24 protein-coding genes are annotated in these 24,771 nt (G+C 61.0%); 16 read left to right on the top strand and 8 right to left on the bottom strand.

All coding sequences use genetic code 11. The features are described from left to right. Positions 1-61 precede the first annotated feature (61 nt). On the bottom strand, positions 62-553 hold the full coding sequence (locus GRI58_RS01795; protein WP_160751829.1) for an A24 family peptidase: 492 nt from the start codon (positions 551-553) through the stop codon (positions 62-64). 86 nt (positions 554-639) lie between these two features. On the opposite strand from GRI58_RS01795, the gene GRI58_RS01790 reads away from it, so the two are divergent. Genes GRI58_RS01790 through GRI58_RS01780 form a run of 3 tightly spaced genes read left to right on the top strand, consistent with a single transcriptional unit; the run spans position 640 to position 2,966 of the window. Next, entirely contained in the window at positions 640-1,638 is a 999-nt protein-coding gene (locus GRI58_RS01790) for an alpha/beta hydrolase (protein ID WP_419957016.1), read from the top strand. Next, positions 1,635-2,729 (top strand): FAD-dependent oxidoreductase, encoded by a 1,095-nt coding sequence (locus tag GRI58_RS01785; protein ID WP_160751828.1) that lies wholly within the window; start codon positions 1,635-1,637, stop codon positions 2,727-2,729. The genes GRI58_RS01790 and GRI58_RS01785 overlap by 4 nt, the downstream gene beginning before the upstream one ends. A 60-nt stretch (positions 2,730-2,789) precedes the next feature. Further along, a complete protein-coding gene (locus GRI58_RS01780; RefSeq protein ID WP_160751827.1) occupies positions 2,790-2,966 on the top strand; it encodes a YegP family protein in 177 nt (58 codons plus the stop codon). A gap of 2 nt (positions 2,967-2,968) precedes the next feature. Here GRI58_RS01780 and rnhA read toward each other — a convergent pair whose 3' ends face one another. The 3 genes from rnhA to ispH are packed head-to-tail and all read right to left on the bottom strand — an operon-like array spanning position 2,969 to position 5,396. Further along, positions 2,969-3,415: a ribonuclease HI gene (gene rnhA / locus GRI58_RS01775; RefSeq protein WP_160751826.1), complete on the bottom strand. Its 447-nt coding sequence runs from the start codon at positions 3,413-3,415 to the stop codon at positions 2,969-2,971. Positions 3,416-3,439: 24 nt separating this feature from the next. Further along, complete coding sequence (locus tag GRI58_RS01770; protein ID WP_160751825.1) at positions 3,440-4,417, bottom strand: homoserine kinase; 978 nt, start codon at positions 4,415-4,417, stop codon at positions 3,440-3,442. Between the two features lies 1 nt (position 4,418). After that, positions 4,419-5,396: a 4-hydroxy-3-methylbut-2-enyl diphosphate reductase gene (gene ispH, locus GRI58_RS01765; RefSeq protein WP_160751824.1), complete on the bottom strand. Its 978-nt coding sequence runs from the start codon at positions 5,394-5,396 to the stop codon at positions 4,419-4,421. Positions 5,397-5,475: 79 nt separating this feature from the next. On the opposite strand from ispH, the gene GRI58_RS01760 reads away from it, so the two are divergent. The 9 genes from GRI58_RS01760 (at position 5,476) to tatC (ending at position 12,877) form a co-directional block, all read left to right on the top strand. Further along, complete coding sequence (locus GRI58_RS01760) at positions 5,476-6,153, top strand: hypothetical protein (protein WP_160751823.1); 678 nt, start codon at positions 5,476-5,478, stop codon at positions 6,151-6,153. A 94-nt stretch (positions 6,154-6,247) separates the two neighbouring features. After that, positions 6,248-7,987 (top strand): arginine--tRNA ligase, encoded by a 1,740-nt coding sequence (argS, locus tag GRI58_RS01755; protein ID WP_160751822.1) that lies wholly within the window; start codon positions 6,248-6,250, stop codon positions 7,985-7,987. A gap of 2 nt (positions 7,988-7,989) precedes the next feature. Beyond that, the gene (locus GRI58_RS01750; protein WP_237452007.1) at positions 7,990-8,709 is read left to right on the top strand and encodes an SPOR domain-containing protein; all 720 of its coding nucleotides are present in this window, start codon (positions 7,990-7,992) and stop codon (positions 8,707-8,709) included. Between the two features lie 93 nt (positions 8,710-8,802). Next, entirely contained in the window at positions 8,803-9,825 is a 1,023-nt protein-coding gene (gene nagZ, locus GRI58_RS01745) for a beta-N-acetylhexosaminidase (RefSeq protein ID WP_160751821.1), read from the top strand. Continuing rightward, complete coding sequence (locus GRI58_RS01740; protein WP_160751820.1) at positions 9,822-10,625, top strand: segregation and condensation protein A; 804 nt, start codon at positions 9,822-9,824, stop codon at positions 10,623-10,625. The genes nagZ and GRI58_RS01740 overlap by 4 nt, the downstream gene beginning before the upstream one ends. Further along, entirely contained in the window at positions 10,622-11,230 is a 609-nt protein-coding gene (scpB, locus tag GRI58_RS01735; RefSeq protein ID WP_160751819.1) for an SMC-Scp complex subunit ScpB, read from the top strand. Before GRI58_RS01740 ends, scpB begins: the two co-directional genes overlap by 4 nt. 93 nt (positions 11,231-11,323) lie before the next feature. Next, positions 11,324-11,575, top strand: coding sequence for a twin-arginine translocase TatA/TatE family subunit (locus GRI58_RS01730; protein WP_160751818.1), 252 nt, complete (start codon positions 11,324-11,326; stop codon positions 11,573-11,575). Between the two features lie 29 nt (positions 11,576-11,604). Continuing rightward, complete coding sequence (gene tatB, locus GRI58_RS15825; RefSeq protein ID WP_160751817.1) at positions 11,605-12,063, top strand: Sec-independent protein translocase protein TatB; 459 nt, start codon at positions 11,605-11,607, stop codon at positions 12,061-12,063. Between the two features lie 7 nt (positions 12,064-12,070). Beyond that, positions 12,071-12,877 carry a twin-arginine translocase subunit TatC gene (gene tatC, locus GRI58_RS01720; RefSeq protein ID WP_160751816.1) on the top strand — a complete coding sequence of 269 codons (807 nt, stop codon included), beginning with the start codon at positions 12,071-12,073 and terminating at the stop codon, positions 12,875-12,877. A 197-nt stretch (positions 12,878-13,074) separates the two neighbouring features. Here tatC and GRI58_RS01715 read toward each other — a convergent pair whose 3' ends face one another. The 3 genes from GRI58_RS01715 to GRI58_RS01705 form a co-directional block, all read right to left on the bottom strand. Further along, on the bottom strand, positions 13,075-13,284 hold the full coding sequence (locus GRI58_RS01715) for a hypothetical protein (protein ID WP_160751815.1): 210 nt from the start codon (positions 13,282-13,284) through the stop codon (positions 13,075-13,077). 126 nt (positions 13,285-13,410) lie between these two features. Beyond that, positions 13,411-13,626, bottom strand: coding sequence for a hypothetical protein (locus GRI58_RS01710; protein ID WP_160751814.1), 216 nt, complete (start codon positions 13,624-13,626; stop codon positions 13,411-13,413). A gap of 102 nt (positions 13,627-13,728) precedes the next feature. Next, positions 13,729-15,381, bottom strand: a complete 1,653-nt coding sequence (locus tag GRI58_RS01705; RefSeq protein ID WP_160751813.1) for an amidohydrolase — start codon at positions 15,379-15,381, stop codon at positions 13,729-13,731. 117 nt (positions 15,382-15,498) lie between these two features. On the opposite strand from GRI58_RS01705, the gene GRI58_RS01700 reads away from it, so the two are divergent. From GRI58_RS01700 to GRI58_RS01685, 4 genes are all read left to right on the top strand, one after another. After that, complete coding sequence (locus GRI58_RS01700; RefSeq protein WP_160751812.1) at positions 15,499-16,746, top strand: threonine ammonia-lyase; 1,248 nt, start codon at positions 15,499-15,501, stop codon at positions 16,744-16,746. A gap of 179 nt (positions 16,747-16,925) precedes the next feature. Next, a complete protein-coding gene (locus tag GRI58_RS01695; protein WP_160751811.1) occupies positions 16,926-17,768 on the top strand; it encodes an arginyltransferase in 843 nt (280 codons plus the stop codon). Further along, positions 17,734-19,899, top strand: a complete 2,166-nt coding sequence (locus GRI58_RS01690; protein WP_237452006.1) for an autotransporter assembly complex protein TamA — start codon at positions 17,734-17,736, stop codon at positions 19,897-19,899. Before GRI58_RS01695 ends, GRI58_RS01690 begins: the two co-directional genes overlap by 35 nt. Then, positions 19,899-24,119 (top strand): translocation/assembly module TamB domain-containing protein, encoded by a 4,221-nt coding sequence (locus GRI58_RS01685; protein ID WP_237452005.1) that lies wholly within the window; start codon positions 19,899-19,901, stop codon positions 24,117-24,119. Before GRI58_RS01690 ends, GRI58_RS01685 begins: the two co-directional genes overlap by 1 nt. Here GRI58_RS01685 and GRI58_RS01680 read toward each other — a convergent pair. Beyond that, on the bottom strand, positions 24,113-24,724 hold the full coding sequence (locus GRI58_RS01680; RefSeq protein WP_160751810.1) for a lysozyme: 612 nt from the start codon (positions 24,722-24,724) through the stop codon (positions 24,113-24,115). The genes GRI58_RS01685 and GRI58_RS01680 overlap by 7 nt on opposite strands. Between the last annotated feature and the right edge of the window lie 47 nt (positions 24,725-24,771).

Below are 24,771 nucleotides of genomic sequence, written 5' to 3'. Positions count from 1 at the left end.
AACTAGAACGCGGGTTCCTTTGGTTTCCCGGCATAAAGCGGGATTGGTTAAAATCGGGTTGTCAAGCAGCCGACGAAATCATTGTGACGTGCGGCAACATGTCATTTCCTATGACCCAGAGCGCGCCGACTGCGATCGCCACGCCATACGGAATGGCCAGTCGGTCGCGCTGACGCCGCGCGATGTGCCAGAAACCCATGACAACGGTCAGCACACCCCCGGCGAGTGCCATGATGATCAGCAGCTTGACGAAAATCATCGGCGCAACCCAAAGCGCCAGAGCGGTCAGGAGCTTGACGTCACCACCGCCCATCATGCCCAGCGCGAACATCGCGGCGAACACCGCAAAGGCCGCCACTGCGACGCCCAGCTGAATTGCGACATCGGGCCACAGGGCCAGCCCGCTGGCCCACCAGAACAGCGGCGCGCCCAGCGCGATCGTAATGTTCAGCCAATTGTCGATCTGACGCCGCCGGAGATCGGTAAGCGCAGCAAATAACAGGCCAATTGCCAAGAGTCCAAGCAGACCGTAGAGCGCGTAATCTTGATACATCGGTTAGCCCCTGTTTATCCCTCGGGGCGGTTGTTAAAGACTAGTGCTTACGAAATAGTAACCAAACACTTCGCGGGAGATCGACGATAGAACGGTTGGCTGTTCCACACGAAAATCCGGATTTGGTCATCGACCGTAGGGCAATTCCCGCGGATGCGATCGAGAGCGAATGGCTGGCGTGGGATGGCTGGCGGATCAGGCGCATCGACTGGCCGGTTGGCATGGTCGAAACGCGCGGCTCGATCCTGTTCATGCCCGGACGCGGCGACTTCTACGAGAAATATCTGGAGTCGCTGGAACAATGGCACCGACAGGGCTGGCGGGTCACCGCCGCCGACTGGCGCGGTCAGGCCGGATCGGGGCGGCTGGGCAAGGATGCGGTGACCGGGCACATCGACGATTTTTCGATCTGGATCGACGATCTGGCGGCGCTGTGGCGCGAATGGTGCGCCGGAACGGATGGCCCGCATATATTGATAGGGCATTCGATGGGCGGACATCTGGCTCTCAGGGCGGTAGCTGAGCGACGGCTCAGGCCCGATGCGCTGGTGCTTTCGGCGCCAATGCTGGGCATGGCGGGGCCGCCGCTTCCTCTGCCTGCGCTCCAGTTCGTCGCGAAACTGATGACTCTCCTCGGCGATCCTGCTCGTCAGGCATGGAAGTGGAGTGAAAAGCCGGGTGAAGTTCCTGCAGCGCGCGCCAATTTGCTGACGCATGACCCGGAACGCTATGCCGATGAACTGTGGTGGCGTGACGCACGTCCAGAGTTAGTGATGGGGCCGGGCAGCTGGCGGTGGGTCGAGCGCGCCTATGCTTCGTGCCGGAAGATATTTTCAGACAGCTTGCTTGAGGCGATCGATATCCCGGTGCTGGCTATCGCAACCACTAGCGACAAGCTGGTGCGCTTCAGCGCGATCGAACAGGCATGTCGCCGAATACCCAATGCCGAGCTGGCCCGGTTCGGGCCGGACGCGCATCATGAAATCCTGCGCGAGGTGGATGAACAGCGTGATCGTGCGATGGTGGCGATACGCGAGTTTCTCGATCGGGTCGCGCCGCCGGAGCAGGTGCGCGGCGACCCGTGACTCACTTCGATTTCGCTATCGTGGGTGCCGGAATGGCAGGCTCCAGTCTTGCCGCCGAACTTGCCGAACATGCCGCAGTGCTGTTGCTTGAGGCCGAGGATCGGCCCGGCTGTCATGCCACCGGTCGCTCCGCTGCGTTCTGGGAGGAGTGCTATGGTGGCCCGGAACTGGTGCCGCTGACGCTCGCTTCGGGCGGCTATCTGCGCGAGCACGGCTTTCTCACCCCGCGTGGTGCGCTTTATGTCGGCCGCGAACGGGAACACGATCTGCTCGATGACTTCATGCGGCGCTTCGGGCGGACCGGGGCGACGATCGAGCGCATCGGCCGCGACCGGGTGGCAGAAGTCATACCGGGACTGCGCGAGCCGTGGACCGATGCGATCTGGCAACCTGCCTGCGCCGATATCGACGTTGCCGGACTGCACCAGCATTATCTCTCGTTGGCGCGAAAGCGCGACGTTTCGCTTCGGACCCGGGCACGAATTGAGATCGCGGAGCGCCGCGATGGGCTGTGGACCTTACACAGCGAAACGGGCGATATCTTTCATGCACGGACGTTGGTGAACGCGGCGGGCGCCTGGGCCGATGGGCTTGCCGTGATGGCCGGCGCGCGACCGCTTGGCATCACTCCTTTACGGCGCACCGTTGTCCAGCTGCGCACCGATCCTTCGCCGCCGGAGGACCTGCCGCTGGTGCTCGACATTGCCGGACGATTCTATTTCAAGCCCGAGAGCGGCAAGCTGTGGCTCAGCCCGCACGACGAAACACCCTCTCCGCCATGCGATGCCGCGGCGGAGGAAATTGATGTCGCCGTGGCCATCGACCGCTTCCAGTCAGTTACCGACTGGCGTGTGCTGGCGGTCGAGCACCGCTGGGCGGGTCTCCGCAGTTTTTCGCCCGATCGCCTGCCGATCTACGGATATGATCCGGACTGTGAAGGATTTGCGTGGTTCGCCGGGCAGGGCGGCTATGGTATCCAGACAGCCCCCGCCGCCGCGCGGCTTTGCGGACAGATATTGCTTGGCAACGACCGCGACGCGCTCACTGTGTCACTCGATGCAAAATTGTACGATCCCGCCCGTTTCCTCTAGCCAGAGGCATATCATTTGTTAGGGTGCGGCGACTTCTGGAACCGCAAGGGAGATTGAAGAATGGCGCATCATTTCAAGATCAAGAAGAACAAGGCAGGCGAGTTCGTGGCGTACTTCATGTACAATTCCGAAGCCATCTTCTGGACCGAAGGCTATTCGTCCAAGGCCAGCGCCAAGAACGCCATCGAATCGGTGAAGAAGAACGGTCCCGGCGCGGAAACCGTCGACGAAAGCTGAGGCTAAGCGCCTTCGCGTGCGATCCGATCGGCGGCGTCGCTGGCGAGCCGATCGACGCGTTCGTTTTCGGGATGGCCCGAATGGCCACGTACCCAGTGCCAGGCAATTTCGTGTCGCGCGGTCTGCGCGATCAATTCGTGCCAAAGATCGGCATTGCGCACGGGCTTCTTGCTGGCATTGATCCAGCCGCGCTTCTGCCAACCGTGGACCCATTTGGTGATCCCGTCGATCAGATAGCGGCTGTCGGTGTGCAGATCGACCTGGCAGGGTTCGATTAGCGCCGCCAATGCGCGGATTGCTGCGGTCATTTCCATGCGATTGTTGGTCGTGTCCGGTTCTGCGCCGGACAATTCCTTCTCATGCGGACCCATCCTTAACAGAGCGCCCCAGCCGCCGGGGCCGGGATTGCCCTTGCAGGCGCCGTCGGTGAATATTTCGACCTTTTTCATTGCGCTGGCGGCCCTAGACCAGATTCACGCCTTGGCGAAAGCGTCTATTCCTATTTCGCGATAGACGGTGAGCCGACGCCAGAAATCCATCGGGTCCTTGCGCATGACTTGCACGTCCGAAGGCGTTTCGAGCCAGTCCTCGGCGCGGCTGGCAAGAAACCGCAAGCAGGCCCTTTCAGCCAGCGCGGGAAGTGCGGCGCGCTCGTCGTCCTGCAACGCTCTGACGCTTTCATAACCTGCCAGCAGCGCGTTGGAGAGCCTGCCATGGAGCACAGCGCCGTTCCGGTCGAAACACCATGCCGCATGGGTCACGGCCAGATCATAGGCCATCGCGCCGTTGCAGGCGAAATAAAAGTCGATCAGCCCAGTAACCCTGTCGCCCAGCATCAGCACATTATCCGGGAACAGGTCCGAATGAATGATCGATTCCGGCAAGCCTTCCGGCTGATGCTTGGCAGCCGCATGGGCGACTTCGATTGTCTGCGCGAGGGCAGGATCAATCTCTGCCAGCCGTTCCTTGCCGCAGCTTGCGAGCATCGCGGTGCATGCGGCGAGATCGAGGTCGTCACAGCGCGCAAGCGGGAAGTCGCGCGCCGCCAGATGGATTTGCGCCAGCGCGGCCCCAACTGCACGGGCTTGGGCCGGGGTAGGTTTTCCGGGAGAAACGCCCGGCAGGAATTCGATCAGCGCAGCAGATTTTCCTGCGATCTCGCGCCAGGCCGCGCCGTCGCGATCGTGTACCGTTGCCGGGACCGCGCATCCACGCTGGGCGAGGTGGTCGAGCAGGCCAAGAAAGAACGGTAATTCATTGGTGTCGATCCGCTTTTCGTAAAGCGTCAGGATGAACCGTTGGCGCTCGTCGCGGGTGCCGGTGGTCTCGATCAGCCAATTGCTGTTGGAGACGCCCTCGGCAATACCCTTGGCCGAAACCAGCGCGCCGACGTCATAAGCGGCGATCAGGCCCTCAAGCTGCTCGGCGCCGAGATGGGTATAGACAGCCAACTTATTCGGCGAGTTCGCGCGGCAATTTGAACACCATCTTCTCTTCCGCCGTGGTGACGGGCTGTTCGTCGATCTCGCGCCATTGGGAGATTCGGGCGATCACCTCGCGGACCAGAGTTTCAGGTGCCGAAGCTCCGGCGGTGAGCCCCAGCGTTCCCACGCCTTCGAACCATTCGCGCTGAATGTCGCTGGCGCGCTGGATCAGCCTGGCGTCGGTGCCAAGCCGCTCGGCAACTTCGACCAGACGCAGCGAATTCGACGAATTGGGCGCGCCGATAACGAGTACGAGATCGCTTGCCGGGGCAATGCGCTTAACCGCCTCCTGACGGTTGGAGGTCGCATAGCAGATGTCTTCTGCGCGCGGGGCGACGATCTGGGGGAAGCGTTCTTTCAGCGCTGCTACAATCTTGCCCGTATCATCGACCGAAAGCGTAGTCTGCGTCAGGAAGGATAGTTCGTCGTGCTCTGTGAAAGGCAGATTCGCGACGTCCTCGACCGTTTCGACCAGCGTCATCGAGCCTTCGGGAACCTGTCCCATGGTCCCGATCACTTCGGGGTGTCCGGCATGACCGATGAACAGGATGTGCTTGTCCTTTTCGATCAACCGCTCGGCCTGACGATGGACCTTGCTTACGAGCGGGCAGGTGGCATCGAGATAAAGCATCTCGCGGCGCTGCGCTTCGGCAGGGACCGATTTGGGCACGCCATGCGCGCTGAACACTACGGGAGCGTCATCAGGTACTTCATCAAGCTCCTCGACGAATACGGCGCCCTTGGCCTTCAGCGTGTTCACCACAAAGCGGTTGTGGACAATTTCATGTCGTACATACACCGGCGCGCCATATTTCGCGAGCGCGCGCTCGACGATCTCGATTGCCCGGTCGACGCCCGCGCAAAACCCGCGCGGGGCGGCAATCAGCAGGGTCAGGGCGGGGCGCGATGAATCAACCGTGGCGGTTTCGGGAAAGGGGGCATTCATATCTCGCCCTCTAGCGCTTTGGCGCGCGTCAAGCTAGGGCGCGCGAGACCTGTGCCTCTCCGCAAGGAACCGATACGCAATGCTCAACCGATTCGCCCCGTCTTCCCGCCTGCTGTCATCGCGCATGATCGCGGTCGCCGCGCTTGGCCTCGCGCTGGCCGGGTGTACGCGCAAGGGTGAAATCGTGCTCAACGAGGGCGTCGGCATTTCCGCGGTACGCAGCCCATGCCCAACGGTGGGTATCCCCGATTACACCGGCGATATCACATTGTTCCGTCCTGGCGGACAGAAGCTCGCCAGCGATATCGACGTCACCGCGACCATGACGGACGTGCGCACAACCTGCGACGATACCGGGCCAAAGGTCTATGCGCAGGCGCAATTCAATGTCTTCGGACGGCGAACCGATACGCGCGGCGCGCGGCAGGTGGAGTTGCCCTATTTCGCCGTTGTGCTTCGTGGCGGCAGTGCCGTGGTCAGCAAGCAGGTCGGCAAGGTGACGCTGAACTTCGCCGACGGACAGGCTCGCGCGCAGGCTCATGCCGAAGCAGCCGCCTATGTCGATCGCGCGGCGGCGACGCTCCCGGAAGATGTGCGCGAAAAGATCACTCGTCCGCGCAAGGCAGGCGATGCCGATGCCGCTGTCGATCCGCTGTCCGAGCCTTCGGTTCGCGCGGCGGTCCAACGCGCTACATTCGAGTTGCTGGTAGGGTTCCAGATGACCCAGGAACAGCTCGCCTACAACGCTACTCGCTGACCCGAACTTGCCAAGGCCGCCATGTGGCGGCAGTCGCTTTGGGCGGTCCTAGTGGCCGCCTTTTGCCAGTTCCGCAGAACGGATTTGTGTTGAGATGACCGAAACGCACACGCTTCATGCTACATTTGCCGCAAAGGTCGATGCAGTGCTCAATGCGCTTGAAATGGAAGGCGTGTTACCGCCCGATTGCCCTCGCAACGGCGTGACAGTCGAGCCACCGCGCGACGCTTCGCATGGCGATCTTGCCACCAATGCGGCGATGGTTCTGGCCAAGCCCGCGAAGAGCAATCCAAGTGCGCTGGCGGAAAAGATCGTCTCGCATCTCACCGCCGATCCTGACGTCACAGAGGCACAGATTGCTGGCCCCGGTTTCATCAACCTGCGGCTGACAGAGGATGCGTGGCGGCGCGAACTCAAGGCGATTGCCGCACTCGGTGCCGATTACGGTCGCTCGGCCATGGGGGGCGGCCGAAAAGTGAATGTAGAATTCGTCTCAGCCAATCCCACAGGGCCGATGCACATGGGCCATTGTCGCGGTGCGGTGGTTGGCGATGCGCTGGCCGGCTTGCTCGAGGCGGCTGGGCATGACGTTACGCGCGAATACTACATTAACGATGCCGGTGGTCAGGTCGATGTCCTCGCCTGTTCGGCGCACCTTCGCTATCGAGAGGCGCTGGGCGAGGATGTCGGTGCGATTCCTGAAGGGCTCTATCCCGGCGACTATCTAGTCCCGATCGGGAAGACCCTCGCTGCCGAATATGGCGATCGCTTCGTCATGGCACCCGAAAGCGAGTGGCTGGCGCTGTTCCGCAAGCAGGCGGTCGCCGCGATGATGGATATGATCCGCGCGGACCTCGATCTGCTGGGCATTCATCACGATGTCTTCGCATCCGAAGCCGAATTACAGGCCGCCGGTAAGCCGGAAGAGGCCGAAACATGGCTGCGCGCGCGCGATCTCGTCTATGATGGCGTGTTGGAAGCGCCCAAGGGCAAGGCCCCACCGGAGGATTGGGAGCCGGTTGAATTGCCGCTGTTTCGTTCCACCCAGTTCGGCGACGATCAGGATCGCCCGATCCGCAAGTCGGACGGCAGCTGGACCTATTTCGGGGCCGACCTCGCCTATCATTTCCAGAAAGCCGAAAGCGCAGATGCGCTGATCGACGTCTGGGGTGCCGACCACGCCGGCACAGTAAAGCGGATCAAGGCCGCAGTTTCGGCGCTGACCAAGGGCGCTGGGCGCGAGGTTCCGTTCGACGTCAAGCTGGTGCAGATGGTTCGCCTGCTTCGGGCGGGCGAGCCGGTGAAGATGAGCAAGCGCTCCGGCAAGTTCGTGACGCTGGCCGATGTGGTCGAGGAAGTGGGCAAGGATGTGGTGCGCTTCACCATGCTCACCCGCAAGCCCGACGCGCAGATGGATTTCGACTTCGCCAAGGTTGTCGAGGCGTCGCGCGACAATCCGGTGTTTTACGTCCAGTACGCTCATGCGCGGATCCGTTCGACATTGCGCAAGGCCGGTGTTGAACCGTCAGCCGATCACCTCGACCGGCTTGTCGAAGCCGATCTCGCGCTCGTCCGCGAAGCGGCGCAATTCCCTCGCGTGGTCGAAAGTGCTGCACAAGCGCGCGAACCGCACCGGATCGCCTTTTACCTCAGCGATCTTGCGGCGGCCTTTCACAGTTTCTGGAACGCGGGTAATGATGATCCCGGATTGCGGATCATTCAGTCCGATGACAACACCCTGACCGCTGCGCGCCTGTTCATGGCAGCGCAGGTCGCGCAGGTGATCCGCAACGGCCTGGCGATACTGGGCGTCGAGGCGGTCGAGGAGATGTGACGATGGCGGCATGGCCCGAAGGGTCCGGCGGCATGGGCGAGTGGGAACGCGGCGCATCTGCACGTGAGCAGGAGCTCGCGCTGGAAGATGATGACCGGCTGCCCTGGCTTGAAAGCGACGAGGAAGATGAGCCAGCTGCTTATGATACCGGCAGGCTTGTCGGGCTTGGACTGATCATGCTGGTCGTGCTTGCTCTTCTGGTCGGCGGCATCTGGTTCCTGACCCATCGCGGCTTGTCCGACGGGCCGCCTCCCGATGGATCGCTGATCGCAGCGCCCGAAGGACCGTTCAAAGTACGACCCACCGATCCGGGTGGAAAGATTTTCCCGGGCACCGGCGATACCAGCTTCGCCGTGGGCGAGGGCAAGACAGTCGAAGGGCGGATCGCCAATAACTCCGGTCCGCCTTCGCCGATCGCTTCGCTCGCCGCCAGCCCTAAGGCAACAGCTTCGCCGACGGCTACTCCGACCGTCGACGCGGGTCTTCCGGCGGGGACGGCGGTGCAGGTTGGCGCCTATTCGAGCAAGTCCGACGCCGAGGCTGGCTGGAACACCTTGTTGCGCCAGACCAGTTTGCTCAGTGGCGTGCACTATCGCATTATCGAAGGCCATGCCGATATAGGCCGTGTCTATCGTCTACAGGCTGTCGGGGGCGATCATACGGGTGCGGTCCAGCTCTGTGCCAAGCTTTCCGCCGAGGGTATTGCCTGTCAGGTGAAGTGATCCGGGCCTGGCAAGCATCGCCTGCAGGCTTTTGCACATTTCGGATGGTTTCCCGACTTGCGCGGCATCGGCAAGACTGCGAATCTCTAACGTATGACACCCGCGATCTTCGGACTTTCCGGCCCGCGCCTCACCGCTGACGAGAAGGCGTTTTTCGCTGACTGCGATCCTGTGGGATACATCTTGTTCGGGCGCAATTGCGAGGACAGGGACCAGCTTCGCGCGCTGACAGACGACTTGCGCTCCATTCATGGGCGCGACCGACTGCTCATCAGCATCGATCAGGAGGGTGGGCGCGTACGCCGGATGAGGCCGCCGGTCTGGATCGATCACCCTGCCGGTGGTGCTTACGCGGACCTTTATCGGCTGGCGCCTGCAAGCGCGATCGAGGCGGCGAGGGTCGGTGCCGAATTGATCGGACGCGAGCTGGCTGAAGTGGGGATTACGGTCGATTACCATCCGCCGCTCGACCTGCCACAGCCGGGCGCGCACGACGTTATTGGCGACCGCGCGCTTGGGACGGAACCGATGCAGGTTGCCGCCCTAGGGCGTGCGATCCTCGACGGACTCGCGCGCAGCGGCATAGTCGGTTGCATCAAACATATGCCCGGCCATGGCCGCTCGACTACCGACACGCACAAATCGATGCCAACGGTGACTGCCAGCGAGGAAGATCTCGCGCATGATCTGGCCCCTTTCAAGGCGTTGGCGTCGAAATGTCCCATGGGCATGACCGGCCATTTGCTGTTCACCGCGTGGGACAGCGAGAATCCTGCGACACTGTCGCACAAGGTCGTGCAGGATATCATTCGCACGGAGATCGGGTTCGACGGGCTGCTGCTGACCGATGACATTGACATGGAGGCGCTGTCGGGAAGTGTGCCCGAGCGTGCCGAAAGAGCGATTGCCGCTGGAGTCGATGTCGTCCTGAATTGCTGGGCGAAAATGGACGAGATGGTCGGTATCGTCGAGCGGATACCCGCGCTTTCTCCCGAAGGAGCGCGTCGTCTCGAGCGTGTGCATTCCGCAATGGGGCCTCCTGCTGATTCGCAGCCTGCGGCCGAGCTACTGGCTAAACGTGATGCGTTGCTTGCACTCGTAGGAAAAAATGCATGAGTGACGGCGCGCTGTTGCTGCCGTCCGATGACGATTCGTCGGATGATTGGAACGGCGTTGGCGTGGCGACCCAAACTGACGATTCGGCGCTTTATCTGGAGCTAGACGGCTGGGCGGGACCGCTCGACTTGCTGCTCGATCTGGCGCGCCGCCAGAAGGTCGATCTGCGCTCGATCTCGATCCTCGCTCTGGTCGACCAGTATCTGGGCTATATCGATCAGGCCGAGGCGCTGAAGCTCGAACTGGCCGCCGACTATCTGGTGATGGCCGCGTGGCTGGCTTACCTGAAATCAGCCCTGCTGTTGCCGAAGGAAGAGCAGGAGGAGCCAAGCGCAGAGGAACTCGCGCTACGCCTGCAATTGCGGCTCCAGCGGCTCGGCGCGATGCGTGAAGCGGTGGCGCGTCTCATGGCGCGCGACCGCATCGGGCGTGACGTTTTTTTGCGCGGTGCGCCTGAGGGCCTGGAAATCGCCCGTCGTACGCGCTGGCGTTGCGATCAGTTTGCTCTGATCGAGGCATATGGCAGGGTGAAGGCGCGCACGACACCAGCCGTTCATCTGGTGCGCGAGCGTCCGGTGATGACGCTGGAAAGCGCGATCTCGCGAGTGTCCGCAATGCTCGGGGTGACGCTCGAATGGCGGCGGCTGGAGGATTTTCTCCCGCCCCATGCTGATCTACGCCTCAGGCGATCGGCGCTTGCATCGAGTTTTGTGGCTGCGCTCGAACTGGCGCGTCTCGGTAAGGCGGAAATCGATCAGGAGGAGGTGTTTGGCCCGTTGCGACTACGGCGGCCGCAATGAACGTCTCGCTTGAGCGAGCTCTCGAGGCGGCGCTGTTTGCTGCTGAGGAACCGATGAATGTCGATTCGCTGTCGGGCATTCTTGGTGATGCGCCGAAAGAAGAAATTCGGGCGTCGTTGTCCGATCTGGCGAGCCATTATGAGGAGCGCGGGGTCCATCTGGTCCAGCGTGGAGGCCGATGGCATTTCGAGACTGCGCCTGATCTTGCACATCTCCTGCGCCGGGAACGAGAGCAGCAGCGCAAGCTGAGCCGCGCGGCGACCGAGGTATTGGCGATCGTCGCTTATCACGAGCCAGTGAGCCGCGCCGAGATCGAAGCGATCCGCGGCGTACAAACGTCGGGCGGGACACTCGACGTGCTCATGGAAGCAGGGTGGGTGCGGATCGCTGGGCGGCGCGAAGTGCCTGGGCGCCCGACAATCTACGCGACGACGCCCGAGTTCCTCGATCACTTCGGGCTGTCCAGCCGCAAGGATTTGCCCGGCCTGGCCGAACTGCGCGCTGCCGGCCTGCTCGATCCGGTCGACGAAGCCTTCGACGCCGTAATCGGCGATGGCGACGATAACGCCGGTTTTATGGCGGAGACTGACGACAGCGCCGATTAATCTGGTCCGTGATACTGGCAATTCCCGCTTTTCTCACCTAGGTAGGAAAGTGAAAGTAACGCAGGAAAGGCACCTGCCTTTCGGAGATTTCTTATGGGTGGTCTATCAATCTGGCACTGGCTGGTAGTTCTGGCGATCGTGCTGGTCCTGTTCGGACGCGGTCGTGTGTCGGATATCATGGGCGAATTCGGCAAGGGTATCAAAAGCTTCAAAGACGGCCTGAACGAGGACGAGCACAAGCAGAAAACCTCGCAACATATTGAAGGACCACAGCACGAGGCCAAGCCAGCCAGCGAAGCGGCAAAGGATCCGCAGCCGGCGGAGCACGCCGAACGGCGCAATTGATTTTCTTGCGCTTCTGAGGTCGCTCCTCGATGTTCGATGTCGCCCCCTCGGAGCTATTGCTGGTCGCGATTATCGCGCTGATTTTTATCGGCCCGAAGGATTTGCCTTTCGCCTTGCGGACACTGGGGCGCTGGATCGGGCAAGCACGGCGCATGTCGAACCATTTCAAGGCCGGGGTCGATGCCATGATCCGGGAGGCGGAAATGGCAGAGATCGAGCGCGAGTGGCGCGAGCGCAACGCCCGTATTATGGCGGAGCACCCGGATGCCGAAGCGCATGACGAGCAAATGCCTGCGTCTGACGATGGACCTCAAATGGAGCCGATTGGCAGGGCCGGGGATTCCGCCGCGGCGTCGCAGGCGGCAGTTGCTCACCCGCAACCCGAAACCCTTCCGACGTCTAACGCAAGTCCTGTCAGTTCCACCGACGAAACGGAAAGCGATGAGCCGCAGTTGCCCTTGAGCAAGTCAGGTGAAACGAAATCTTGAGATGGGCATGATCAAGGACATCGACGAAACTCAAGCGCCACTGCTCGACCATCTCATCGAGCTGCGTGCCCGGCTTATGCGCGCAGTGTTTGCGCTCGCCTTGGCATTTTTCGTTTGTCTCTATTTCGCGCGCGATATCCTCGCCTTTCTGGTGCATCCACTGACACAGGCTTTCCCTCCGGGCCAGGGACGCCTCGTCTATACGAAGCTCTACGAGCAGTTTTTCGTCGAGTTGAAGGTGGCGTTGTTCGCCGCCTTCTTCATCAGCTTCCCGATTATCGCAAACCAGATATGGGCGTTCATCGCACCCGGGCTATACGCCCGCGAGAAGAAAGCCTTCTTGCCTTTCCTTGTCGCAACGCCGATCCTTTTCGCGCTGGGTGGTTCGCTGGCCTATTTTGTCGTGATGCCTACGGCGTTTCACTGGATGTTGGGCTTCCAGGGCGATGTCGGCGGGCTGTCGGTCGAAGCTTTACCCGCAGCGGGCGACTATCTCAGCCTCGTGATGCAGTTCATCCTGGCATTCGGTATCAGTTTCTTGCTGCCGGTGTTGTTGCTGCTGCTCAACCGAGCTGGAATTGTACCACGCAGTCGGCTGGTCGGCGCAAGACGCTATATGATTGTGTTCGCCTTTGTCGTCGCTGCGATTGCAACGCCGCCAGACGTCATGTCGCAGCTGATGCTGGCCGTGCCGCTCATCATCCTGTTCGAAGGATCGATGATTCTAATGCTTGTTCTTGAGCGTCGCGACCGCAAGCAACAAGCCAAAAAGCCTGGGGTGCCGACTGTCATTGAGCCGGAAGATAAAGACTGAAGCTGGTTGCTTGTTCAGACGCCCACATCAGCTGTTCATCAGACTCGCCGGGCGATGGCTTGATGCCAAGCTGGCTGACAATCGATCGACTGATTTAAAAATTTGTAATCGGCATTGAGAGACTGAATGAACACTCTCTCCATAAACAAAAACGGGGCCAAATGGCCCCGTTCCCGTTTAATTGGTCAAGCCTGAAATCAGGCGCTAACCGGGTTGTTGTTGCCACTGTCTGCAGCAATCACAATGCCGGCGATAATGGCAGCAGCGGCGAGAACGCCGATAACTAAGCCCGAACCACCGATTTCCGACTGACCGTCAACCGGAGCAGCAGTCCGGTTAGCTGCGACCACCGGAGTCGCAACCAAGGCTGCGGCAGCACCGGCGGCTGCAAGAGTACGAATCTTCATCTTCAATCTCCTTCGAGAACGCTATTTCTTCGTTCGTGTGCGCTGGTACTTCAGCCTAACTTACGGCGCAACCCCAATTTTTCCCACAGAGTGCATACGTATTTGCATGTATCTGTAGGGCAACAGCTACGGGCTTACCGGGTTCTTGTTTCCTTCCGGGAGCAACACAACTGCCAGCGCAACGGCCGCGATCGTTCCCAGAAAAACGAAGGTATTCTGTCTTGAAAGGCTATTGGCTCCATGCACCGGAGCGCTGGATCGGCCTTGTGCAGCAAGCGATCCAGCCACCGGAACGCTGGCCAGGGCAAAAGCCGAGCCAATTAGTGCAAGCTTGCGAAACATCGATACTCCCTCGATTGGCCCGGACTACCAGCTAGCTGGCATTGGTTGACAGTGACTTAATTCCTTCAAACCGCACCGGGTTTGCGGTGAAGGGAGCTATATTCAAGGCGCTTGGTAGGCGCGCTCACCCCCGATCCATGTTTCGAGAACACGGAGCGATCGCAATTGCGACGGACTGGCCATCGTCGGGTCACGGTCCACTATAAGAAAGTCGGCCAACTCGCCGGAGACAAGTTTGCCAAACCGGCCTTCGGCAAATCCCGCATGTGCCCCGCCACTGGTGTAGGCGGCGAACGCCTGCTCGAACGAGACACGCTGTTGCGGTTGCCATCCGCCAAACGGCTCCCCATCGGCATTCGTCCGGGTGATTGCCGCGGCAATTCCTGCAAAGGGATCGACCGACTCCCCCGGCGCATTCGATCCGAAGGCAAGGTGGGCGCCGGTCGCGGCAATGTCATGCCATGCGTAAGCGCCGGCTATCCGCTCCGGACCCAGGCGTGCTTCGGCCAAGGCATGATCGGAGGGCTCCTGCAATGGCTGCATCGATGCGACTATGCCGTTTCGGCCGAATTTCGGTATATCTGCCGGATCGACGATCTGTGCTTGCTCAATTCGCCAGCGCAAATCACCGGAAAAGCTTTGCGCAACCTCCGCCACGGCGTCTAGAGCATCGGCATTGGCCGCGTCGCCAACGGCATTAATGGCGACCTGAAAATGACCCAGCGACGCGCGGACCATTATGTTGCGTAGTTGCGATGCGCTGAGCAGCCGCGCTCCATTGATCTTCGGGTTATCGGCATAGGGTTGCTTCAACCAGGCACTATGCAATCCTAATACGCCATCGAGTTTCAGTTCGACACCGCCCAAGCGCAGACGATCGTTGTAGAGCCACGGCGTAGGACCCGATCCAGCGATAAGGTCCATGGCATCCGGCCCATCTGCGTAGGCCATGATGCGCAATTTGAGCCGCCCCGCATCACCTGCACGGCGATAGGCCTGCCAGTCTTCTATAGTGGTTCCCATGTCGGTAACGGCAGTGACTCCGTTCGAGAGGAAGATGTCCTGCGCGTTGCCAAACGCGAGATCTTGCTCCGCGGGGCGCGGCTTTGGCACCACCCGTTCGATAAGCTTCATGGCGGAATCTACAAAGACTCCTGAAGGAATGATCGACTTTCCGATTCGAACGATCCGACCATCCTTGGGATTGGACATGCCGGGTTTGACCCCGGCAGCTTGCATGGCCACGCTGTTGGCCCAGCCAGCGTGGCCGTCTGCGCTTTCAAGCCAGATTGGACGATCGGAAACCGCTGAGTCGAGCTGGGCTGCTGTCGGGAAGCCGTTAAGCTGCCACCTGGTTTGGCTCCAGCCGCGTCCCAAGATCCACGGGCGCGCCGGATTGGCCTTGGCGAAGGCGGTAATCTTCGCAAGAGCATCATCAAGCGATTTGGTGTCGCTGAGATCGAGTGTCATGGCCGCCAGGCCAACGTCCATCACATGCGTGTGAGCATCAATGATACCGGGCATCATCACCTTACCCTTTTCATCGATAGCATAGGTCACATTGGCAGGGCGCTTGTCCCCGCGATGCAACACAGCCTTGATGCGCCCGTCGTTATCGATCCACAGACCATTGAAGCGATCGATTGCGCCATGCTCGTCAATCCGAATGCCATCGACGTTATCGATCAGTTGGTCCGCCAGAGCGGGCGTTGCCGCAAGCAGCATCGCAATAGACGCAATAATAAGGCGAAACATGCGCTAGGGTCCCGGACGTTAGAGTGGCGCCGAATGCGCCTAGGGCATAGTGAATGCTGGCGTAAAGAGCTCACTGCGGATTGCGCAGATACGTTGTGCGTCCTAGGGCGCGAGGCGATGAATGCAACCCGAACCGCTTCGCCTGCTGTGCTGGGACAGCTGACCCTCTCCGATGTGCGCAACGCTGCCGCGCGGATCGACGGCGCGATCGTGAAGACGCCCATGCTCCATTCGCAGACCCTGTCGAGCATTTCGGGCGCGGAAATCTGGCTGAAGTTCGAGAACTTGCAGTTTACCGCTGCATATAAGGAACGTGGAGCGCTCAATGCGCTGCTGCAATTGTCCGATGAGCAGCGCCGCAAGGGAGTCATCGCTGCATCGGCCGGCAACCACAGTCAGGGACTCTCTTATCATGGCACGCGGCTGGGCGTGCCGGTGACTATCGTCATGCCGCGTACCACTCCGACGGTGAAGATCATGCAGACCGAAAGTGTCGGCGGCAAGGTCGAGCTGCATGGTGAAACTTTCGACGAAGCCTATGCCTACGCCCGCGAACTCGAGAGCGAGCGTGGTCTGACCTTCGTTCATCCGTTCGATGATCCGATCGTCGCAGCGGGGCAGGGCACGGTGGCACTCGAAATGCTCGAAACCGACGTCGATCTGGATTGCCTCGTCGTGCCGATCGGCGGCGGCGGCCTTATCAGCGGTATGGCAACCGTCGCCAAGGCGATTCGGTCGGAAATTGATGTGGTTGGCGTTCAGGCGCGGCTGTTTCCCTCGATGTACGATCGTATCCACGGGGCGAGTTTACCCTGTGGCGGCGATACGATTGCCGAAGGCATTGCGGTCAAAGCACCCGGAGAGTTCACGTCTAAAATCATAGCCGAGCGGGTGAACGAGATAGTGCTGGTGGACGAGCCCGCACTCGAACATGCTGTGGCGTTGCTCCTGCAGATTGAGAAAACCGTAGTCGAAGGCGCCGGTGCGGCGGGTCTTGCCGCTGTGCTGTCCTACCCCGAGAGGTTTGCGGGCAAGCGCGTCGGCCTGGTGCTTTGCGGAGGCAATATCGACACGCGACTGCTCGCGAATGTGTTGCTGCGCGATCTGGCGCGCAGCGGACGCATGGCGCGACTGAGGATCGAACTGCAGGATCGCCCCGGCGCGCTGTTCAAAGTGATGCGCGAGTTTGACGCCCACAATGTGAATATCATCGAAATCCATCACCAGCGCATTTTTACGTCGCTTCCGGCGAAGGGACTGTTCACCGATATCGAATGCGAGGCACGCGATGCTGCTCAAATCGCGGCGCTGGTCGCAGCCCTGCGAGCGAAAGGCTACACAGTGTCGAGTTTCGAAATAGAGTGATCGTTTGCGTGACAGTTCGGCCGGTTAACCATCCCTGCGGAGGCAGTGCTGCGGCGAATTGCAAACGAACTGCAAAGAATCGTGGTTAAGGGTCTTTAACCTCTTGCCCGAAACAGGCATAAATCCTCTTCGAGCGGTGAGCTTGAATCACCGGCCAGAAACAGAGGACCCGCCAAGCCGTGACGGCACCCATTCGATTTCCGCGCTTTTTCGTGACCGCGCCCGCACCTTGCCCCTATTTGCCTGGGCGGAGCGAGCGCAAGGTCTTCACGGAACTGCGCGGTGAGAACGCGGAAGAGCTGAACGAAGCGTTGGGTCGGATCGGGTTCCGGCGGAGCCAGACCGTGGCCTATCGACCGAGCTGCACCGATTGCCACGCCTGCGTGTCGGTTCGCGTGGTCGCCAATGAGTTCAAACCATCGTCCAGTCAGAAGCGCCTGCTCAAGCGGCACGATGATTTGATCGTTACCGAATGTCGCCCGTGGGCGACGCCGGAACAGTTCGAATTGCTGCAGCGTTATCTGGCAGTACGCCATCCGGGCGGCGGCATGACACAGATGGAAGAGAGCGATTTTGCCGATATGGTGGAACACTCTCCTGTCTCAAGTTATGTCATAGAGTATCGAGAGCCTGGGGTTGGGTCGCAGCAAGGTCGGCTGGTCGGCGCATGCCTCACGGATTTTCAGGGCGACGGGCTGTCGATGATCTACAGCTTCTACGATCCTGAGTTAGAGGCACGTTCTGGACTTGGCACATATATCATCCTGGACCACATTCGCCGGGCGGCTGAGCAAGGCATTCCCTATGTCTATCTCGGCTATTGGGTGCAGGGTTCGGATCGCATGCAATACAAGGTGCGTTTTCGTCCGCTCGAGCGACTCAGCCGGGGCGGCTGGGAACGGATTGGCGAGGAAGAACAGGCCCAGCTTATCGCCGCAGCCACAGCGCCCAGTACCAAGCGCAAGCGCGAAGGGCTGCCGGGCAAGGATGGCGCTCCTAGCGAATATCGCTTCTCAGCCTGAAATCCGCTTTTCTTCGATACTGGCAAGCATTGCGGCATTGGCGTTGCCGTTGGCACCGCTGGCGGCTCAGAGCACCGAAAGCCAGCCGTCTCTCGACGACCTGATTCCCGACAATGCGGTCAAGGATCCGCAGGCATGGGCCAAGCAGGGCACCGATGCGCCACAGGTGCCGATCGCCCAATCGGAGATCGACCCAACCACACCACTTGGTCCACTACCTGGAACGCAGATCGCGTGGCCGGACGATTTGACGATCCCGCGGATTGAGCAGCCCGGTCAGCCGGAAGACATTCAATACGCCGACCTGAAGGTGTCCGGCCCGCAATTGCGCTATTCTGAAGCGCCGACCGACACGGTGGCCAAGGGACTGGTGCTTGGCTTTCCGCAAAAGGAACCACCGTTTTCGCAGCGCGACGACTTCGTCGAACGCTTCGCGTCGCTGTCGACCATCAAGAAGCTTGACGACAAATCGGATAACGTGGGCCAGTTGGCGGCAAGAGCGCGACAGGATGAGACGCTGCTGGAAAATCTGCTTCGCGTTTACGGCTATTATGACGGACAGGTGCTCCGATCGATCGGCAATCTCGAACCGGGCAAGGATCAGGCGTCCGCGCAGCCCGTCGTTCGCTTCGACATCGTCCCCGGCCCGCACTATACCTACGACACAATCGATCTCGGCAAACTGATGAGTGCGCCGGACGGGCCTGAGCTGCGCAAGTCGTTCAAGATTGAGTCCGGCGATTTCGTGCAAAGCGATACGATTGTAGAACAGCAAGCCAATCTCGACACTGCATTGGGCGAAACCGGCTATCCCTTTGCGACAATCGATGATCCGCAGCTGTTGATCGATCATGCCAGCCACGAGGCGGATCTGACCATGCTGGTCGATCCCAAGGGCAAGTATGTGTTCGGTTCGGTGGTGAGCAACCGACCGAACTTCTTGTCGAGCAAACATCTGGGTAAGATTGCGCGTTTTCATCCCGGCGACACCTACAAGCGCAGTCTCGAATTCGATCTGCGCCGCGCAATCACTGCGACCGGCCTTGTGTCGTCGGTCACGGTCACACCCAAAGCGATCAAGCAGCCGGAAGGCGACCAGCCAGGCGTGGTCGATGTGGAGGTCAGGCTGCGCAAGGCGAAGCTGCGCACGATTGCCGGATCGCTGGGCTATGGCACCGAAGAGGGGTACAAGGCTGCGGTCAGTTGGGAGAACCGCAACTTCTTCAAACCGGAGGGACTGCTGCGTGTCCGGGCCATCGCGGGCACACAGGAACAACTCGGCGGGGTAACTGTCCAGTTCAACAATTTCCACGCCCGCGATCAGGTGCTGACCTTCGACGCCTACGCACAGACGCAGGACAACATCGCCTACAAGTCGCGCACCGTGGCACTGACGGGCGACTTCGAGAAGCAATCCAATCTGCTTTTCCAGAAGCCGTTCAGCTGGGCCTTGGGCGCCGAGATAATCGGCACCGACGAAGGCAACCAGGATTTAACCGGTGTGCCCGAGCCGAGCCAGCGCTATCTCATCGCGGGCATTCATGGACGTGCTATGATCGATACTACTGATTCACTGCTCGATCCCACGAAAGGTTTTCGCGTTACCGGTTTTCTCGCGCCCGAGGCGTCCTTCACGCAAGGTACGCAATATTTCTACCTCCGGAACCAGGCCGATTTTTCCTATTACAAGTCGATTGGCGACAGGCTGGTTCTGGCCGGACGCACGCGGTTGGCAACAATCCAGGGGGCACCGCTCGATGGAATTGCGCCATCGCGGCGGCTTTATGCTGGCGGCGGAGCGTCGGTGCGCGGCTATGGCTACGAAGCAATCGGTCCGAAGGATGTAAACGGCAATCCCACCGGGGGCCGCTCGTTGGTCGAGCTCTCCGGTGAAGCGCGGATCAAGACTGGTCTGTTCGGCGGCAAGCTGTCTTTTGTGCCTTTCCTCGACGCCGGTTCGGTCTCGACTGCGACCACGCCGACTTTCAACGATATCAAGCTCGGCGCGGGCTTGGGCGTTCGATACGCAACAGGGTTTGGGCCTCTCCGGGTCGATGTGGGCTTCCCGCTTAATCCCGATCCGACCGACAGTTTCGTCGCCGTATATGTGTCGCTGGGGCAGGCCTTCTGATGGCCGAAGGCGAGGAGGGCATGGTCGAAAACGTAGCGCCGGCTCCACGCGGGCGCAGCATAGCGCGCAGGCTCGTAAAATGGATTGGCGGGTCGATCGCTGCCATACTGTTGCTGATCGTGGCGGCAGTAGTTGTGCTCAACACTCCTCTGGGTGAGCGTTTCCTTGCCAATCAGATCAGCAGCCGGACGCTGCCCAACGGGCTCAATATTCGCATCGGGAGGATTACCGGCAACCTCTATGGCCGTGCCGTTCTGGACGACGTCATCCTGTCCGACACCAAGGGCGTGTTTGCGCGCATTCCACGCGCCGAGGTCGATTGGAACCCGACCGCCTGGCTCCACAACCAGCTCAAAATTCATAATTTCGCTGCGCATCGCGCGGTGGTTCTGCGCACCCCGACTTTCAAGCCGAGCAATAGCAATAAACCGCTCCTGCCCGGGTTCGATATCTCGATCGATCGCTTGGTTATCGACAATCTGACGCTGGCGAAGGGTATAGCAGGCAACGAGGCGCAGAAAGTCAATCTCACCGCGCAGGTGCAGGTCGCCAACCGTCGCCTCATACTTGATACCAAGGGCACATTCGGTCGCAGCGATCGCTATTCGCTGGCGCTCGACGCCAAGCCCGATGCCAATATCTTCAACCTCGGATTGGATTACCAGGCTGCAGCTGACGGCCCGGTGGCACAAATGCTCGGCGCGAAGGCGGCCTATCGCGCGATTATCGGGGGCAAGGGCGACTGGCAGCAGTGGAATGGCTATCTGGTGGTGCGCCGCGATGCCGAGCAATTCGCGGCGATGCGGTTGACCAACCGCGCTGGACTCTTCCGGCTGTTGGGCGAATTGCATCCCGATAAGACTGTCAGCGGACCGCTTGCAAACCTGTTGGGGCAGACGGTTGCGCTCGACGCCTCGGCGCGGATCGACAAGCGCAAGTTCGACGGCAAATACGCCGTCTTCAGCAAAGGGCTTGCTCTCGACGCGAAGGGTCTGATCGATCTTGCGAACAACAGCTTGAGCGACTTCGCGGTCGACGCGCGACTGCGTCAGCCACTGCAGGTCTCCAAATCGCTTCGGCTTGCGGGCATGCGACTCAAGGCGACTGCCGACGGCAAGTTCAGCGATCTGGCGATTACCCACGATTTGAACATCGCAAGTCTGGTTTCGGGAAGTACGCAAATCGATGGGCTTAAACAGTCCGGCATCGCACGCTACGACGGCAAACGCTGGAGCTTGCCGCTCAACGCTAGTGTCGAGCGTGTGGCGACAGGCAACAAGCTGCTCGACCCGCGCCTTACCCGCGGCCGGATCGTCGGCGATATCCAGCTTGCCGGAACACAGCTTTCCAGCGATCGCCTGCGGTTGACGTTCCCCAATACCGCCGCGCAGATTGCGCTTCGCGGCGATTTGGCGCGCGGTGCCTACAAGGTCGACGGAAAGCTGAGCGCCAATCGGCTCGAGTTGGCGAGTGTCGGCAATGCAAGCGGCGGCGCACGTTTCAGTGCCACAATTGGCGGGCCTAGTCCGTGGTCGCTGGCAGCCGATCTCAGCGCCACAATTGCGCCGCTCACCAACGCGACGCTCGAGAACCTTGCAGGCAATTCGATCAGGGTAAGAGGCGGGCTGCGTCTCGGGGCGGGGACACCGATTGCTTTCAACCGCCTGACAATTAACGCTGCTAAGCTCCAGATGCAGCTCAACGGCCGCGTCAACGGCGGCACGACCACAATCGCAGGTAAGGGCACGCAGGCACAATATGGTGCGTTCACGGTGCAGGCGAGCGTCACCAAGGCCGGGCCGAAAGCCGTGCTGGTATTCGCCAATCCTTTGCCTGCCGCCGGTTTGCGCGACGTGCGCGTGGCACTCGCCCCCAGCGGCGATGGCTTCCAGATCGATACCCAAGGCCAGTCGACTCTCGGCCCTTTCAAGGGAACGCTTGGACTGGTGATGCCCAAGGGAGCGCCGACGAGTCTGGACATCCAGACGCTGACTGTCAGTGACACCAATGTCAGCGGCAAAGTGGTGCTCGGCAACGGCGGCGCCACCGGCAATTTGGCGCTGACGGGTGGAGGCCTCAACGGGACGATCGACCTTGCACCCGCTAAAGGCGGGCAGGGTGTCGACGTTGCGATCAAGGCGCGCAATGCCAGCTTCGGCGGCACTACGCCGATGACCATCACCACGGCGGATATTTCCGGTCACGGCCTGATCGCAAAGGGCAACACCAGGTTCACTGGCAATTTGCGTGGGGCCGGGCTTTCCTATGGCACTCTGTTTGTCGGGCGTTTTGCCGGGCAAGCGCAAATTACCAATGGCCGTGGCCACATTGACGCATCTGTCGCTGGACGACGCGGCAGCAGCATTGCAATCGACCTCAACGCCGATATCGCCCCGCAGCAGATTGCCCTTGCAGTGCGTGGCGAACTTGCCGGACGGAAGATAAACATGCCGCGCCGCGCGGTACTGACCAGCCTGCAAGGTGGCGGTTACAGGCTTGCGCCGACTTTCCTCTCTTATGGGGAAGGTGGACTGATTGCGGGCGGTACTTTCGGTGGCGGGTCCACCGCGCTGAACCTTCAGCTCAACAAGATGCCGCTGTCGCTGAGCGACCTGTTCGCAAGCGATCTGGGGTTGGGCGGTGCTATTTCGGGCATCGTGGATTATCGCGCTGCGGCAGGTGCGCTCCCGCAAGGCAGCGCCAAGGTCAAGATCGATGGCCTTACCCGATCGGGGCTGGTGCTGTCGTCCAAGCCGGTCAATCTGTCGCTGGTCGGCGACCTTACGCCGAACAGGCTGGTGGCGCGCGCGGTGTTTGCGAACTCGGAGATCAAGCAAGGGCGCTTGCAAGCGGAGATTTCCGGACTTCCAGCGAACGGTGATCTGATCAGCCGGTTGCGGGCCGGACGGCTTTACGCTCAGCTGCGCTATCAGGGCGCAGCGGAGAGCCTGTGGCGTCTGGCCGCAGTCGAAGCGTTTGACATGACTGGTCCCGTCGCGATCACTGCCGACGCTACCGGTACGCTCGCCGATCCGCAGGTACGCGGCTCGGTTTCGAGCGACGACCTCCACCTGTCCAGCGCGCTGTCGGGCACCAATCTCAACAACGTCAAGCTGCGGGGCACATTCAACGGCTCGCGCCTTGCGATCAGCAGTTTCAGCGGCAAGGCCGACAATGGCGGCACCGTGACGGGCAGCGGGATCGTCGACCTTGCCGGACTGGGCGAGCGGGTGAACGGCGATTTCGTGCAAATTCGTGGGCCGACACTCGATCTCAGGATCGCTGCGGACAATGCCCATCTGCTCGATGCCAACGGGCTGTCGGCAACCATCAGCGGGCCGCTGAGGATCGTCTCCAACGGCCTCGGAGGCACAATCGCCGGGCGGGTGACGATCGATCGGGCAAGCTGGCAACTCGGCAATGCAGCGGCGAGCGACAAGCTGCCGCAGATCGCGACGCGCGACATAAATGTACCGCCCGATGTTGCCCCGACCACCACCGCATCGAGCAGCTGGCGCTATCTCATCAACGCCAGCGGAGACAGCAGGATCGACGTGCGCGGTCTCGGGCTCGACAGCGAATGGGGCGCCAACATCCGCCTGCGCGGCACCACTGCCGATCCGCGGATCGGTGGGCAGGCACAGGTGGTACGCGGCTCCTACAGCTTTGCCGGAACGCGATTTACCCTGACAAAGGGCGTTATCTCCTTCGATGCGGGCGTGCCGGTCAACCCACGGCTGGATATCGCCGCGACCACTTCCACCACCGGGCTCAATGTCACGGTGACAGTGACCGGCTATGCCCAGCAGCCGGTTATTTCCTTCAATTCCGTGCCGTCGCTGCCCGAGGAGGAAATCCTCTCGCGCCTGTTGTTCGGCGGTTCGATCACCTCGCTTTCGGCCACCGACGCTTTGCAGCTGGGGGCAGCGGTTGCCTCGCTTCGCGGGGGCGGAGGGATGGACCCGATCAACAAGCTGCGCAGCGCCATCGGTCTCGACCGTCTGCGCATCGTGCCCGCCGATCCGGCCCTCGATCGACAGACCGGTATTGCGCTAGGCAAGAACATCGGGCGGCGCTTCTATGTTGAACTCATCACCGACGGGCGGGGCTATAGCGCTACCGACCTCGAATTCCGCATGACCAACTGGCTCTCGCTGCTGGCGACGGTGTCGACGGTCGGACGCCAGAGCGCGGTGGCCAAGATCAGCAAGGACTACTGACCCGAACGGTAGAGCGCAGCGTCTGCCGCACGCCTGCGCACCAGCCCCGGCATCACCTGCCCGCCTGTGCGGTTCCAGCGAGTGAACTCGGTTGCGGCCCCGGCATAATCGCCCGTACAATGGAGCCGGGTCAGCGTTGCCCGCGCGATCGCACCGGTGTTGTAGTGGAAACTCACCAGCGCATCGAATTGCGCTTGCGTTGTCGGAGCGGAGCCGATCGCCGCGCGGACATCATCGGCGTAGCGCACAAGGTCATCGTTCAGCCGTGCATCGCACTCGTCCTGTGACCACACGGTTCCGCGCACAATGTCCGGCCCGGTCGCTCCCCAGCCGATGGTCCATGGTGCATCGCCGGTGGCCGGATCGGGATAGGCTTCGACCCGCCCATCGGGCCGACGCCGGGCGCATCCCTCGAACCGCTTGATGAGTTGGACGCCTGCCGGACCGATCCTCAAATCTGGAACACATGGAACACGGTCCAGGGACAAATTTCCGTCCGACCCGATAGCCTCGTCGAGCGAGCGGTCGAGCTGGGCAACTTCGGACTGGCTGAATCCTCGCCCGAGAAGGTGGCGGACGGCATCGAAAACGGGCTTGCGGTTCATGGGAAACACCTCGCTTGCTGGTCAGGCAAACCGAGTAGCCACAATGG

It is taken from the genome of Qipengyuania algicida (assembly GCF_009828025.1).
Lineage (GTDB): Bacteria > Pseudomonadota > Alphaproteobacteria > Sphingomonadales > Sphingomonadaceae > Qipengyuania > Qipengyuania algicida.
The sequence above is the reverse complement of the archived record's forward strand: the minus strand, read 5'-3'. Positions and strand labels throughout refer to the sequence as shown.